This window comes from Methanococcoides burtonii DSM 6242 (assembly GCF_000013725.1).
In the GTDB taxonomy this organism is placed as follows: domain Archaea; phylum Halobacteriota; class Methanosarcinia; order Methanosarcinales; family Methanosarcinaceae; genus Methanococcoides; species Methanococcoides burtonii.
In genome coordinates, this window is sequence record NC_007955.1 from 42,713 (window position 1) to 58,434 (window position 15,722).

The window sequence follows — 15,722 nt, forward strand, 5'->3', positions numbered from 1 at the left end:
TGTCCCCTCATCTTTTTTTGGCTTTATCTGTCAAGTATCGGACTGCCATAGGTAAAATCATCAAGTTCGAGCACTTTTGTCCACGTCTGTTTGCAATCACATGTCAGCCCTTCAAGCACCTTTAGGTCCTGGGTACGTGAAAAAAGATGTACTGCATCTGAAACATCCCTGCTGCATATCTTGCAATTGTGAGGGCCACGTTTTGAACCTGCACCCACGGGGTCGGAAGTTATTGCCAGATTAGGATGGCGTTGTTTTGTTCGTTTAAGGATCTCAACGATACTCCAAAGCCATGGTGTTCTGTATTGGCTCCTCTGCCAGAGCTGTTCCACATACGTACCATTCTGGACATTGCATAGGTTTATCGAGATGGTCTGTGCATGAGCTGCAACATCATCGACAGTTTTGACAATGTCTTCCAATGCTTCCTTTTCGGACAGGAATGGAGGTTTTAGCAACAGATATGCTTTCATGCTCGCATCATTGTTCTTTGCCACGTTTGAGGCTGTAATATAATCCTCGAACGTGAATCCCTTATTTATGGAATTCTTCCTTATATTGTCAGAACTTGTCTCCAGCCCGATAGCAACTTCAAAAGCTGTCTTTCCAAGTGCTTCTTTACAGGCTTTCAGGGTCTCCTCTGTCACGAATTCAGGCCTGCTCTCTACAAGTACCTTAAAGATACGTTCATCGGCTGCCAGTTTGTTCAGGATGTTAGCTCTTGTTTCGGCTGTCACTTCATTTTCATCAAGGAAACTTCCTGAAGTGAATATCTTTACCATAAAACGTTCAAACTTCTCTCCCTTCCGCATGGCGTTATCGAACTGTCTTTCAAGTTCTTCTGGTTGTGGGGGTATCTTTGCACTATCATAAACAAAGCCGCACATTGTACAGCCTCCAGCCTTTCCCCACCAGCAGCCTGATGTTTTGAAGATGATGGTCAGTGTATCAACTGTCTTCCCGTCACAGTGGTCTGTGCTTCTCCATACGGCAGCAGGATAATCGTTAGATGATGGTTTTATACGCTGACGTTCGCGTATATCTAATACGGCTTTATTAAGTGACATTTACTCGAACTCGATAGTTGCAGGTGGTTTTGGTGACAGGTCGTAAAGTACTCTTGCGACTGATGCTATCTCGCCGGAGATCCTGGATTCGATCTTCATGAGGGTCTCCCAGGGCAGTTCAAGTGCTTCTGCGGTCATACCGTCCCTTGAACCGACAGCACGTACAGCAATTATCCATCCATGTACGCGTACATCTCCTTTGACGCCGGTTCCTTTTCCTATGACGGCTGCAAATGTCTGCCATGGTTTGAACTGCTCAAGAAGTTCTTCCTCTACAATTGCGTTCGCTTCACGCACGACATCTACCTTTTCCTCAGTGACCTCTCCGATTATTCTCACGGAAAGCCCAGGTCCTGGGAATGGCATTCTCTCGCATATCTCTTCAGGAAGGTCAAGTGCCCAGGCTACCTCTCGCACTTCATCTTTGTAAAGGTCATCTATAGGCTCGATTATTCCCTTGAAATCGATGTGTTCTGGTAATCCGCCTACGTTGTGGTGAGATTTGATACCGCCGTCAGACTCGATCCTGTCAGGATAGATAGTTCCCTGGATGAGATATTGTGCATTTATTTCGCGTGCTTCTTCTTCAAAGACACGAATGAATGTCTCTCCGACAACCTTTCTCTTCTCTTCAGGGTCTTTGATGCCTACAAGTGCGTCAAGGAAGCGATCCTTTGCATCTATGGTCTGCAGGTTCATGTCCGCAAAGATCTCTTTGATCCTTTCGGTCTCACCTTTTCTCATAAGACCGGTATCGATGTATATAGGAATCAGGTCATCTTTAATAGCCTGGTATGCAAGTACTGCACAGACTGAACTGTCAACACCGCCGGAAAGTGCAATTATCGTCTTTCCTTTTGCTTGTTCCTTGATTCTGTCTATAGCATTTGGTATGAATTTCTCGACTTTTACCATGAATGTGAACTCCAGTTATGATGTGATAATGATTATATTCAGTGAATTTCTTAGATATACTGTGCTTTAATATGTTTGTTGGTTTTAATAGTATCGATGGAATTTTCAATCATTTCTTTGTATAAATTAATATATTTATGTCATCATTTTAATTTTATTCATAATGTATATATATAATCAAATACCATTATTTATTAGTGGTTCATATCCGTCTGTGGGGGACGAAAAGGCAGATATGCCTGTTTTGTTTTTATTTTGTAGTGGTATATTTTGCCTTAGTGATGCTGTTCTCCGGAGATGCAGGTGAATCCGGATACTTGATCAAATGAGGTGGTACAATATGAAATTAAAATATATGGCATTATTAGTTGCCTTAATAGTAGTTATGGGAGCAGGTGCTGCATCTGCAAAATCACTGTACGTACTTTCGAACACGAACTCCGCATCAAGTCCAATACAGGCGTATGATGTCAATGTTGCAGGCATATCCTATCAGGCAACACATAATACTGGCTCTGGATGGGGTGAAGTGGGTGTTGCGATTGACAGCAATTCGGGGTATTTGTTCATTACGCATGAATCTTCAGGTCAGCTCTATCTGGTCAATGGGACTACCATGACGGCTGCCGGCACTGTTACCGCTCCTGGTGCTAGTAACTTGGCAGGTATTGTAGTCGATGAGGAAAAGCAGAGGGTCTATGCTGTGAACAGAGGTACTTCCAACCTCTATGTCTATGATTGGGATTCAAGTGCAAAAACTTTGATTGCAGTTACAGGTTCTCCTTTTACTCTGACTGGGGCAAATGCTTATGGTATTGCCCTTGATGAGGCAAACGACCTGCTCTATGTAGCTTCATATAATAACATTGTAAGATACTACGACACTGCTACATGGACTCAACAGGGAACTATTACGCTTGGGCAGAAAGCAATAGGAATTGCAGTCGAAGATGGTAAATATCTTTACACAGGATCAGGTTTTGCAGGTAGCAATGTGTTGAGTCAATACGATCTTGTTGCTAAGACAGAGAGCAATATCACTAATACATATGGCATAATGGGACTTGCTGTAGACCAAGAAACCGGACGTGTTTACGCTACCACTGGTTACACTGGTGATATGGTACAGGTATTTGATTCTAGTTTGACCTTGATAGACAGTACTGGTGATATTGGCGATCCCACTGGACTTTGTGTACCTCGTACGGGCGTATCCTATAACCCACTCGGTTTTGACAAGGATGATGGATCAACATCAGTAGTTGCTGGTAGTCAAATAACCTACAACTTGAGCTACATTAATACGAATCCAACGGGTGTTACCAATGTTGAGATCACTGACACAATTCCTGTAGGTACAACCTTTGTAAGTGCTACTGGTTCCTATGTTGAAAGTGCAGGAGTTGTTACCTGGACAATTGGAGATCTTGTGTCAGGCGAATCCGGTTCTGTCACAATGACCGTGCAGGAATCTTCTGGGGTATTGAGAACAATTACCAACGATGCTACGATCGACAGCGATCAGACACCTCAGACAACCCAGTCTGATATGACTGAAGTGGTCGGTAATGGTAATGGCAATGGTAATGAGATCCCTGAATTCCCTACAGTGGCTCTCCCAATTGCGGCAATAATTGGACTGGCATTCTTCTTCCAGCGCAGAAAGAATGAGTAAGGATTTTCTTACTTATTTCACTTTTTTACTTTTTTGGAGTATTTCAATTACTTTCACTCTGCATGGTTGCATATTAAATATGTTGAAAGACATTTTTAGGATCGTATCATTAGCTTAATCTCGGTATCAATATGCACAGAACAAATATGTTTGTTGGTTTTAATAGTATCGATGGAATTTTCAATCTTTTCTTAGTATAAATTAATATATTTATGCCATCATTTTAATTTTATTCATAATGTATATATATAATCAAATACCATTATTTATTAGTGGTTCATATCCGTCTGTGGGGGACGAGAATGCAGAAATGCCTGTTTTCTTAGTTTTTTTGGCATTTTCTGCTTTAGTGATAATGTTCTCCGGAGATTATGAATCTGGATATTTGATTAAATGGGGTGGTACAATATGAAATTAAGATATATTGCATTATTAGTTGCCTTAATAGTAGTAATGGGTGCAGGTGCTGCATCGGCTAAATCACTGTATGTAAACGCGGATCTCAATGCGAATAGTCCTATTCAAGCGTATGATATATCAGGAAATACACTGACCTATCAAATGACCTCAGTACCGACACATTATGGTGGTGCTGGCTTGGGTATAGATACAGACTCTGAGACTTTGTTCGTTACGTTTGAAGGGTATGGTACTTTCGATATTGTCGATGCTAAAACACTCGCAGTCTTAGGAACAGTAACTGCCCCTGGGGCAAAGAATCTTGCAGGCATTGTAGTGGACCAGGACAAACAACAAGTCTATACAAACGACCGTGGTGCAAAATCCATTTATATCTATGATTGGGATGCAACTACTTCAACGCTAACTCTCAATAAGATTCAGTCTCTAGTAGGGACTACCCAGATATATGGAATTGCACTGGATGAGGCAAATGATCTGCTTTATGTTGGAGATCTGACAACACAAGTTAAAATATTTAATACTGCAGATTGGTCTTCTGCAGGTAGTTTCCCAGTTTCTCAAAAGGTGATGGGAATTGCTGTTGATGCTACAAATGGATATGTATATACAGGAAATGCATACCCTAATGCTGGAAGTATCGGTCTTTTGAGCCAGTATGATCTTGGCACTTCCACTGAAGTAACCGTTAATACAAGAACCTTGCCAGGTGGCGTTTCACTCGATAATGCAGTTGGTATTGCAGTGGATCCTGCAACAGGACTTGTTTATGTTACTACAGGAAATCAGGCAAGTGGTGGTTCTGATAGGATTCTTGTATTTAATCCATCACTTGGTACACCTGCTCTCGAGCCATCTGATCTGACCGATTCTACTGGTGATATTGGAAACCCAACAGGTATTTGTGTGCCGGGTAAGGACATATCCTTTAACCCACTCAATATGGCAAAGACCGATAGTGTTACTCAGGTATATCAGGGTGGTACACTGACCTATGCGATCAGCTATGACAATGCTTTGAACAACAATCCTGTAAATAGTGTAATGATCGTTGATTCTCTGCCAGTCGAGGTTACATTTGTATCAGCAAGTGATAGTGGTGTCTATAATTCCACAACACACACTGTTACATGGACAATTGGAACACTTGCAGCAGGTGCTCCATCTGATAGTGTTAGTGTCACAGTGAATGTTGGTGCAAGTACTCCAATAGGAACAATGCTTGACAATGCTGTTACGATAAACAGTGACGACACAGCTCAGACCACTCAGCATGATGACGACACTGAAGTGATCCTCACTGACAATGAGATCCCTGAATTCCCTACAGTGGCTCTCCCAATTGCGGCAATAATTGGACTGGCATTCTTCTTCCAGCGCAGAAAGAATGAGTAAGGACTCCCTTACTCGTTTCATTTTTTTACTTTTTTATCAAATACAGTATTTCAATTACTTTCACTCTGCATGGTTGCATATTAAATATGTTGAAAGACATTTTTAGGATCGTATCATTAGCTTAATCACGGTATCAATATGCACAGAACACTCCAGAAATATTTTGGTTATAGCGAATTCCGTCCTCTCCAAGAGGATATTATCAATGATGTTCTGAATAAAAAGGATGTTTTTGTATTAATGCCGACCGGCGGTGGCAAATCAATATGCTACCAGATACCTGCACTCATAATGGATGGGCTTGCCGTGGTGGTGTCTCCGCTCATTTCTCTGATGAAGGACCAGGTGGATGGACTTGTCAGCAATGGGATCTCGGCTGCTTACCTCAATAGTACGTTGAGTTATAACGAAGTTCAGAAAATTACTCGTGCCATTGTCGAAGGGAATGTGGATATATTGTATGTTGCACCTGAACGTCTTTGCATGAAAAGCACTCAGGAGCTGCTAAGTCACGTCAATGTAAGTCTTTTCGCTATCGATGAAGCTCATTGTATCTCTGAATGGGGACATGATTTCAGGCCGGAATATCGGCGGATGGGATTTTTGAAAAAGAAGTACCCTGATGTTCCTGTAATCGCACTGACCGCAACGGCTACTGCGAAGGTAAAGGAAAATACCATCAAACAACTTGATCTGGTCTCTCCTTCTGTCTATGTGGCAAGCTTTGATCGTGCGAACCTTTCCTATGAGATACGACCCAAGAACAATACCTATGGTGACATGGTAAGTTACCTTAAGGGTCAGCGTGGAAATTCGGGTATTATCTATTGCAACAGCCGAAAAAGTGTTGAATCTGTTTCCACCAAACTGAATCGTGAAGGATTCCATGCTCTCCCTTATCATGCAGGATTGAATGATGCCAAAAGGCAGGATAATCAAGAACGTTTCATCAGGGATGATGTCGATATCATTGTGGCTACTGTTGCCTTTGGTATGGGCATTGATAAACCGAACGTTCGTTTTGTTATCCATTATGACCTCCCCAAGAACCTAGAGGGCTACTATCAGGAAACCGGCAGGGGTGGGCGTGATGGGCTTGAATGCGATTGCATCTTGTATTTCAGTCGGGCTGACTGGTACAAGATCAAATATTTGATTGATCAGAAACCCAAAAAGTCCGAGCGCGATATCGCAATGACGAAGTTGCAGGAAATGATCGATTATTGTGAAAGCACTTCCTGTCGCAGGAAAGCCTTATTACATTATTTTGGGGAAGAGCTGGAATCCGATAATTGCGGAAGCTGTGATGTCTGTTTGAACCCACGTGACACTTATGATGCATCAGATGTCGCAAGGACCTTCCTTTCCTGTGTCGATGAGGTCAATGAGCGGTTTGGCCTGACGCATATAGTGGATATCCTTACAGGCTCTAAGTCCAAGAAAATAATAAGCTACAAACATGACCGCCTTAAAAGCTATGGCACTGGTGAAGGATACATTAAGTCCGAATGGGTGGAGATGGCAAGGGAAATGATACGCTTGGGTCATGTTGATGTGAAGGAAGGGAAATACCCTATATTACTTTTGAACAAGAATAGCCGTGAGGTCCTTGGGGGGAGTGAGGTACATCTGACACGTTCGATGGGAACAACTGTTTCCAAACCACGGAAAGCACCTGCTACTGTGTCAAGGCCGGGCAATTCTGTATCTTCCCGACCTGCATCTAGTGGTTCGAAAAAGGTTAGCTCAACGGTAGTCAGATCACCGGCTAAGTCTACAAAGTACAGCAGCCAAAGAAGAACGTCTGTTCCGGGAAAGGCTAAGAGAGCTCCAACACCGATATCACGGCCGAACAAGAAACTCTTTGACAAGCTTCGTGAATTGCGCAAAAGGCTTGCTGTGGAAGCGAATGTTCCTCCTTATATCATATTTGCAGATACCAGTCTCAGGCAGATGGCTGCAAACTTCCCTAATAATGAAAAAGAGTTTATTGGCATCACGGGTGTCGGTGAGGTCAAGTTAAAGAAATATGGTTCCGTTTTTATGAAAGAGATAGTTGCCTTTGAAAAAGGAAACAAGTAAATTCCATTTATAGTAATAAATGAAGTGTCAATTGGAATATAAGGTCTCCATAAATCACTGCACTGATGAAACCGGCAGTTATGGGTATCATGAATGGGAGTCCTGGGGTTACCCATGTCCTTTTCTCAATGAGTCCATTTTTATCATATTCCTTCATCATAGCGATTGTATCCTCATCAAGCTGCATTCCCCCTGTTGTGAATCGATGTGATACGATCCCATCGTTCTCCTCGTATTGTTCAATAAGGCGAATGTGGGGCCTTTCAAGGTCTTTGATCAATGATCTGTATCCAATGAACATGTAATGAGGTCTCTTAAGAGTATCTTTCAGGGTTGGTTGCGTGAGGTTGTAGAGGAAAAGTCCCAGCGGTACGACCACGGTGAGTATGACCGAGTTCCCAAAGACACTGAATGTGAAAAGGCCAATGGGGGGCATACCTGCTACAGGCAAATGGTAGCTGATCAGCTCCAGTGCAGGATAGATTGGCAGTATCAATGATATCACCATCAATATTTTGGCATCTGCACCACCGAAGGCTCCGAAATAGAACAATATGTAAACGAACACGAATATAAATATGAACGATATGAGTGTCCATTTTACGTAGGGAATGCCATATCGTGCGATATCATAGATGATTAATGGGGCTGCTGCACCGAGCATTATTGGCCAGAGCTTGTTAGTGACCCTTCGTGTCTTAATATCTGAATAGCAGGAGTAAAGGAGAAATAGCAGACAAACAAGCACTTTCAATAGTTCTATCATTTACATTTTCTCCCATTTTTTGAGCTTTAGGACTTCAGAAAGCGTGCTTCCTCTTTTTATCTCTTCATAGATACGCTTTTCGTTCTTTTCAACTTCCTTAGAACGCCTTGCTATCTCATATGCTCTTTCTTTTGGTATTACGACCACTCCGTTGTCATCTCCTATTATGTAATCTCCAGGGTTGACATTTTGTGAGCCGCAGTGTATGGATGCCCCAATTTCGCCAAATCCTTTCGGGTCTCCTGCGTTAGGTACATTACTGGTGGCAAAGACGGGCAGTCCTATAGTCCTTATCTCTTCGATATCCCTTACTGGACCATCAATTACCACTCCTGCTATGCCTTTGTTAAGGCAGCTAAGGGTGGCAAGTCCTCCCCATGGTGATATATGTCGGCTTCCGTTGTAGATGACAATTACGTCTCCTTTGACGGCAACTTCGATAGCTTCGACAGTTTTTGCCCAGTCGCCTTCGAATGTCTGAACTGTCACAGCTTTACCTACCATTCTTTTTCCGGCAACCATTGTGTGGATGTCATTCATGGCTCCTTTCCTGTGCATTGCATCGGTTATGTTTGGGGTGGAAACCTCTGATAGCAGTTGTCGGATCTCTTCTTCGAGGGTCCGATGTGCTCTTTCAGGGATCTCGTTTGAATCAACGGCTGCTCGTATCTTTTTCGCAGCTCCGGTCACATTGTCGGATTGCGTTATATTTCCTCCTACGATAACGATGCTTGCACCTGCTTTTACTGCCATTGCAGCACTTCCAGCATCTAATCCTCCTGCTGCAGCTACCGGTATGCTAACTGCTGTTGTCATTTTCTCAAGTATGGGAGTGGGGTCCTTGCCGGTCATCTGCTGATCGATCCCGGTATGCATATTGATATAATCGACACCCATTAGTTCCAGTTCAATTGCCCTTGATACTGGATCTTCGACAATTATCAGGTCGGCCATCAGCTTCACTCCGTATTTGTGTGCTGATCTGACGGCATCAAGGACCGTGGAATCATCGGCATTTCCCAGGAGCATGACAATATCCGCACCGGCTTTGGCGGCCATCTCCACTTCAAATGCACCGGTGTCTGCTATCTTCATGTCGGCAAGGATTGTATGGTTCGGGAATGATTTCCTCAGTTGACGAATGGCATTCATTCCTTCACTCTTGATAAGTGGGGTTCCTGCTTCGATCCAGTCTATGCCTCCCTCGATGGCTTCCTTTGCGATCTGGATGGCGCGGTCTATTTCCAGCAGGTCAAGAGCTACTTGAATTATTGTGTTGATATGATCACCCTTTGGAACTTACGTAGTGTAGTTGAATAAGTATAAATCTATCCGGGTATATGGTTATAATACTTAATAGTTGATACTATTTGTTAAAACTAAGTCATTATTAATGAGCTCATATTATGGCAGAAGAAGATATATTGACCGAAAAGCAGCGCAAAAGGTTCCTTGCAGGACTTCATCGTCAATTGTTCTGGTGTGGTGAATGAATTCCTGATGAGGTTGAGTTCAATGGGAAAATGTTCCCGCTTCATGAGATCACATGGGAACTTATCAATAAGCCAGATTTGAACGATGAAGATAAGGAACAAATAGAGCATTGTATTGTTTCTCTTTCTAAGAAAGCTCGGTCATTTGAAAGTGTCCTGGAAACTGAAACTATGACCTTTGAGGAAGCAAAAGGGATATTTGACAAAACAGCGGGTCTTTTGCGAGCTGTCATGGACCTGAAAGAGATCGATGAATTGCCCGGTCCTGAGCGGATGACTAAATTCAAGGAAGATGCTATGAAGTGTACAGTTAAAGATGTAAAGGGCTGGATGAAGTTCCGAGCGGAACTTGCTGAATGATTCCATCTGGATATCATATCAATATTTTATTTTTATTATAACTATCATAGGCAAACATTATATTTCATGCAATTCTTCTTCATGGTGAATGAGCTTCAAAGATTTGCATATCATTTCGATGAAATCCTTTTCAAGGGATATGATCGATCATGTCCTCAATACTGCAGAAATGCTTGAACCGATAGCCAAAGGCAAGACGAAGTCTGATCTTCTAAAGGGCAAAATACTGGGGGTACTGTTTTTTGAACCAAGCACAAGAACCCGTATGTCCTTTGAGACTGCAATGATGCGTCTTGGTGGGGATGTCTTAAGCCTTGGTTCGGTAGATGCGAGTTCAATTGCAAAAGGTGAGACTCTTGCTGATACTATTCGTGTGGTGAATGGTTATGCTAATGCGATAGTTCTCAGACACAACAAGGAAGGTGCTGCACAACTTGCTTCCGAGTTCTCCTCAGTCCCCATACTGAATGCGGGAGATGGTGCAGGGCATCATCCTACGCAGACATTCCTCGATCTTTATACCATACGCAGGGAAAGCCATCTGGATGGCTTGAAGATCGCTCTTGCGGGGGATCTTAAGTATGGCAGAACGGTCCATTCATTGTGTTATGCTCTTTCTCTTTATGGTGCGGAGATCACCCTTGTTTCTCCAAAGGAGCTGCGCTTGCCTGCTGATATCATTGAGGACCTTAGGAGCAGGAATATAAAACTTACTGAGATCGAGTATATAGAGGATGCTATTGAAAATGTGGATGTGCTTTATGTTACAAGGATCCAGAAAGAGCGCTTTCCAGATCCTGCAGAGTATCGTAAAGTAGCTAATAGTCTGCTGATCAGTCCTGAACTTCTTGAGAAAGCGAAACCTGAACTGAAGGTAATGCATCCGCTCCCGAGGACGAATGAGATCGATCCAAGGGTGGACAATACTAAGCATGCGTGTTATTTCAAACAGTCATTCTATGGTGTTCCGATCAGGATGGCACTTCTTGCACTTGTTATGGGGGCATTGGAATGAGCAGTGATGATCAACATATACGTGAGATACGTGTACATCCCATTGAGAATGGTACTGTTATAGATCACATTAATGCCGGACAGGCGTTGAACGTTCTTAAGATATTGAATATACCAACTTCCTCATCAAGGGTCGTAAGTGTACTTATCAACGCACCCAGTGTCCATGGCAGAAAAGATGTCGTCAAGATCGAAGGCAGGGAACTCAATGTCGAAGAAGTCGATAAGATCGCCCTGATAGCTCCTAATGCAACCATCAATATCATAAGGGATTTTGAAGTATCTGATAAAGATATTGTTCATATCCATTCACAAATCGAGGGCGTTGTCAGGTGTATAAATCCGAACTGTATCTCTAATAGCAATGAACCTGTGACCTCTAAGTTCGCTGTGAGTTCCAATGGGCAAAGGACGATTCTTCGCTGTTCATATTGCGAACGCATCATTTCCGATGATATAGGAGAGCATCTGCTCTGATGCTCATATCTTGGCTCTGTAGAAATCCTCTATATCTGATGAAACACAGCCATGAAAACAGATGTGGGGGATTTTTCCAGAGCCTCAATCTTTTAGAGACTCATGCACATTCTTTATTTTTGTTTTTTCCTTATGAACATGCAACAGATTCCAAGTATGATTGTAGTAATTAAAGTGTTGACAAATGGTATTCCAGGGACTTCTCTATCATTGATATGGTTATCGTAGATATGATTTTCAGTATAATCTGCCCTTATTCCTTTGCTATTGTTTAATAGAAAATTATCATTTAGTGTATTGTTGTTGGATATATCCAAAAAGATTCCATTCTGACCGTTTGAATTTATAGTGTTATTGTTGATCTTGCTGTTGTTGGAATTAATAAAGGAAATTCCATTCAAGTGGTTTGAATTTATGATGTTATTGCTAAATCTGTTGTTATTGGATGCCTCTAGAAAGATTCCATTCCATATGTTTGAGCTTATAGTGTTATTGCTCAGCTCATTATTACTTGAACGCTCAAGATCGATGCCCTCAAAACTGTTCGAGTTTATATTGTTATTGATCAGAGTGTTGTTACTGGAAGAAACGAGGCCAATACCATCCTCATTTTTTGATAAAATGTTGTTGGCAATTGTGCATTTTTCAACTCCATCGAGATAAATTCCGGCTTTTGTAGGGCCATGAGTGCCCGTTATCTTAAAACCTATGACGGTTACATTATCTGATGTTATATGGAAAACATGACTATTTTTACCAGCTTGAACCACAGTATCATTGGGGTTTTCGGATCTTGAGATTATTGTTAATGGTTTGTTTACGTTGACATTCTCTCTATAGGTGCCTGGGTTAACAAGAATTATATCTCCAGAATTTGCATTGTCTATAGCATCCTGTATATTGGCATAATTTGCTTCCCTATCATCATCTACAGTAATAGTAGCAGCTGATGCAGCACCTGTAATCATTGTCAAAAAAATGAATATTATTACAAAACGAATTATTTTATATCTCCCTGCCATTAACCATCACCCATATTAAAAAGGATTATAACACCAAATATGTTATCATGATTAATTCATATGGTAAGAAGACGGTAAAAAACACACGGTAATAAATTTGGATTTTAATTCTCTTTTCAGTATAATTTACTTTCACATCAAGAGATTCTGGATTATGTCAATCAGATAAAAAATCTAACTTTAGAATAAATAATCTCTAAAAGATAGAAGTAATATCATAATAATTCAATTAGTTCTTTTAAGGCATAGGGGAAGTACCTAGAACTTATAATACATTATTATTAGGGGAATTCGGAGGAAACCAATATAACATTGCAATATCCATTATGATCTTTACTTATGGGAAATCGACGGTTTTGAGTATCATTCGCCAGTAGTATATTATGCAAAAGTCACGAGTTTACTATAATCATCTTTTTTTACCTATGAAATCTTATCCCTGTGTGGTTAAGTAATTTGTAGGCGCGAACTTTTATAAAATCAGTTATAATAAAAGCCACCAATGCATATGCCCAAACAAAAAGTGCTAGATTCCAACCCATTGCAGGAAGTAAAATTCCATAAACAGTAATTATAGTGGCAATAAGTTGCGTAGTTATAACCGCTATAAATAGGGGCAATGCTGGTTTTACTGACCAAAAGGGACCTTTTGTTCTTGCTACAAACAATGTTAAATGGCCAGCTACAGAAAGCTTTAGATAGATAAAAGACTGGAGAACTTCATGATCTAACTGAAAAATATGTAAGCCGATGTAAAGGATTCCAAATGATGTAGTAACCCCAATTATTCCAAGTATAGTAGCCATACTTAATAAATTTCGCATATCCCATTTTTCCGGCATATCGGAATATTTGACATTATCATAAGCAATGGTCATTATTGGTGCGTCATTTAGAAGTGCTAACAAAACTATCATTAATGCAGTAACGGGATAGAACTGAAATACGATGATGGAAAGAGTTATGAAAAGCAGTATGCGAATTGTTTCAGCAATACGATAGATGGAATAATTGTTCATCCGCTGGAATATTTTACGACTCTCCTTGATCGCATCGATAATGACGGAAAGTCCGGGCTTTGTTAGCACGATATCAGCAGCGGATTTGGCTGCGTCCGTAGCACCGGCAACAGCAATACCGGCATCGGCCTTTTTTAGGGCTGGTGCATCATTGACCCCGTCTCCCGTCATACCTACAATATGGCCCTTGCGCTGTAGTAGTTCAACAATATGATACTTATGCTCTGGGAAAACTTGGGCAAAACCATTTGCGGTTTCAACAACCTCCTGTGCTTTCCTGTCAGGCATATCCAGAAAGGAGGTAGCAAGCACGATTTCTGGGTTTAGGTTTACTTGTTTGGAAATCTCCTTAGCAATAGCGAGGTGATCACCTGTAACCATTTTGACATTCACACCCATGGATTGTGCTTTTTTGATGGTTTCTTTGGAATCTTCGCGGGGTGGATCGTAAAGGGCAATAAGACCGGCAAAATGCCAGTTTCCTTCATCATCGGTTCTGGCAACACCTAATGCCCGATATCCTTTGGCAGCAAAATTGTTAACATCTTCATCAACCTGTGCACTGGATATATCTTTGCTGTCTACAAGAGACAGAATTACCTGAGGTGCCCCCTTAGTTACCTTGAAACTATTGCTATTGGTATGTTCTATTGTAGCTTCTGTCCGTTTTGAAACGGGGTCAAAAGCTTTGAACGCAACTACCTTGTAGCTACCAATTATCTCGGCAACCTCCTGCATGGTTTTGGTTTTCGTAACAATTGCATTATCAATGGGATCTTGGTCCTCTTCTCTTGATGCCAGGCTGGCAAAAAGAAGCACATCCTTTTCTATAAAATCGTTGAAGAGCTTTACTTCGGCTAGAACTACCTCATTTTTAGTAATGGTGCCCGTCTTATCTGAACACAAAATATCCATTCCAGCCATCTCCTCGACAGCAGCAAGTTTGGTAACGATAGCTCCCTCTTTAGCCAGAGATATCGCGCCTACTGCCATTGTGACTGAAAGAACTGCTGGCAGGGCCGCTGGTATCGCTGCCACAATTAGTACCAGCGCAAATTGGAAAAAATTCAGCATACTTTCATGACGATAGAGCACCACAAAAAAGATCAGGACTACAAGTACAAGAGCAAAAGCAATCAGGTAATCGCCGATCTTGATGACAGCTTTCTGGAAGTGGCTTTGGGTCTTGGCTTCTTCCACCAGCTTAGCGGTCTTACCGAAATATGTGCTCATTCCAGTGGCAACTACCAATGCATCCATTTCACCCTGGCGGATAACGGAACCGGAGTATGCAACATCAAGAACATGCTTTTCCACAGGGAGGGATTCACCGGTCAACGTGGATTCATCTACCAGCAGATAATCTCCACCTATGAGTTTAACATCCGCGGGTAAAATATCACCTAGGCGGAGGCGAATTACATCCCCCGGCACTATTTCGCGAGCAGTTACTTCAAGCCATTTGTTATCGCGGAGCACCCGTGCTTCCACGGCCAATTTCTGTTTTAACAATTCAATAGCATTGTCTGCTTTGTGTTCCTGCCAGAATCCGACTATGGCATTTAACATCAGCAGCGAAAAGATAATCAAAAAGTCCTCCCACCGATGGAGGATTGCAGATAGGATTGCTGCAATCTCGATCATCCAGGGAATGGGTCCCCAAAAATAGCTTAAGAATTTGACAATTGAGCTGGTTTTCTTTTCAGTGATCTCATTAGGCCCATATTGCTGAAATCGCTCTTCTGCTTCTGAAGCAGAAATTCCTATTTCACTCGATGAGAGTTTCTCTAACAATTCATTTATGGTTGCGTTCTTTGCTTCTTCCATGCTTATGAAGGTTTGAACCATGATAATTCTGTTCTCTTGTACCTATTTTATCAAAGAGTACACTTGTGTGAATAAAATCGAGTTTTCCAGCAAATTCTAATGATCTTGAACAACTGGTTACTCACACTACCTGTATTATTTTAATTTAAACTTGTATTGATATATAGAGTTGATGGAAAAGCTACTTTAC

At 41.7% G+C, this 15,722-nt stretch carries 13 protein-coding genes; 7 read left to right on the top strand and 6 right to left on the bottom strand.

Annotated features, from left to right (window positions below; translation table 11 throughout):
- Nucleotides 1-23: 23 nt before the first annotated feature.
- On the bottom strand, nucleotides 24-1,067 hold the full coding sequence (locus MBUR_RS00295) for an archaeosine biosynthesis radical SAM protein RaSEA (RefSeq protein WP_011498243.1): 1,044 nt from the start codon (nucleotides 1,065-1,067) through the stop codon (nucleotides 24-26).
- The gene (gene guaA / locus MBUR_RS00300) at nucleotides 1,068-1,982 is read right to left on the bottom strand and encodes a glutamine-hydrolyzing GMP synthase (protein ID WP_011498244.1); all 915 of its coding nucleotides are present in this window, start codon (nucleotides 1,980-1,982) and stop codon (nucleotides 1,068-1,070) included.
- A 340-nt stretch (nucleotides 1,983-2,322) separates the two neighbouring features.
- Between guaA and MBUR_RS14005 the strand changes: the two genes are divergently transcribed.
- The 4 genes from MBUR_RS14005 (at nucleotide 2,323) to recQ (ending at nucleotide 7,554) form a co-directional block, all read left to right on the top strand.
- Complete coding sequence (locus MBUR_RS14005) at nucleotides 2,323-3,657, top strand: PEF-CTERM sorting domain-containing protein (protein WP_011498245.1); 1,335 nt, start codon at nucleotides 2,323-2,325, stop codon at nucleotides 3,655-3,657.
- 238 nt (nucleotides 3,658-3,895) lie between these two features.
- Complete coding sequence (locus MBUR_RS14010) at nucleotides 3,896-4,069, top strand: hypothetical protein (RefSeq protein ID WP_198003757.1); 174 nt, start codon at nucleotides 3,896-3,898, stop codon at nucleotides 4,067-4,069.
- A complete protein-coding gene (locus MBUR_RS12725) occupies nucleotides 4,066-5,472 on the top strand; it encodes a PEF-CTERM sorting domain-containing protein (protein ID WP_011498246.1) in 1,407 nt (468 codons plus the stop codon). The genes MBUR_RS14010 and MBUR_RS12725 overlap by 4 nt, the downstream gene beginning before the upstream one ends.
- 138 nt (nucleotides 5,473-5,610) lie before the next feature.
- A complete protein-coding gene (gene recQ / locus MBUR_RS00315; RefSeq protein ID WP_011498247.1) occupies nucleotides 5,611-7,554 on the top strand; it encodes a DNA helicase RecQ in 1,944 nt (647 codons plus the stop codon).
- Nucleotides 7,555-7,561: 7 nt separating this feature from the next.
- On the opposite strand, the gene MBUR_RS00320 is transcribed toward recQ, so the two are convergent.
- The gene (locus MBUR_RS00320) at nucleotides 7,562-8,320 is read right to left on the bottom strand and encodes an A24 family peptidase C-terminal domain-containing protein (RefSeq protein WP_011498248.1); all 759 of its coding nucleotides are present in this window, start codon (nucleotides 8,318-8,320) and stop codon (nucleotides 7,562-7,564) included.
- Nucleotides 8,321-9,601, bottom strand: coding sequence for a 3-hexulose-6-phosphate synthase (gene hxlA, locus MBUR_RS00325; RefSeq protein WP_083754918.1), 1,281 nt, complete (start codon nucleotides 9,599-9,601; stop codon nucleotides 8,321-8,323).
- Between the two features lie 212 nt (nucleotides 9,602-9,813).
- Between hxlA and MBUR_RS00330 the strand changes: the two genes are divergently transcribed.
- The 3 genes from MBUR_RS00330 (at nucleotide 9,814) to pyrI (ending at nucleotide 11,664) form a co-directional block, all read left to right on the top strand.
- Complete coding sequence (locus MBUR_RS00330; RefSeq protein ID WP_269479047.1) at nucleotides 9,814-10,173, top strand: DUF5788 family protein; 360 nt, start codon at nucleotides 9,814-9,816, stop codon at nucleotides 10,171-10,173.
- 88 nt (nucleotides 10,174-10,261) lie between these two features.
- On the top strand, nucleotides 10,262-11,188 hold the full coding sequence (pyrB, locus tag MBUR_RS00335) for an aspartate carbamoyltransferase (RefSeq protein WP_011498250.1): 927 nt from the start codon (nucleotides 10,262-10,264) through the stop codon (nucleotides 11,186-11,188).
- Nucleotides 11,185-11,664, top strand: coding sequence for an aspartate carbamoyltransferase regulatory subunit (pyrI, locus tag MBUR_RS00340; RefSeq protein ID WP_011498251.1), 480 nt, complete (start codon nucleotides 11,185-11,187; stop codon nucleotides 11,662-11,664). The genes pyrB and pyrI overlap by 4 nt, the downstream gene beginning before the upstream one ends.
- A gap of 113 nt (nucleotides 11,665-11,777) precedes the next feature.
- On the opposite strand, the gene MBUR_RS00345 is transcribed toward pyrI, so the two are convergent.
- Together MBUR_RS00345 and MBUR_RS00350 are read right to left on the bottom strand one after the other, a co-directional pair.
- Complete coding sequence (locus tag MBUR_RS00345) at nucleotides 11,778-12,686, bottom strand: right-handed parallel beta-helix repeat-containing protein (protein WP_011498252.1); 909 nt, start codon at nucleotides 12,684-12,686, stop codon at nucleotides 11,778-11,780.
- A gap of 419 nt (nucleotides 12,687-13,105) precedes the next feature.
- Nucleotides 13,106-15,532 (bottom strand): plasma-membrane proton-efflux P-type ATPase, encoded by a 2,427-nt coding sequence (locus MBUR_RS00350; protein ID WP_232221918.1) that lies wholly within the window; start codon nucleotides 15,530-15,532, stop codon nucleotides 13,106-13,108.
- Nucleotides 15,533-15,722 lie beyond the last annotated feature (190 nt).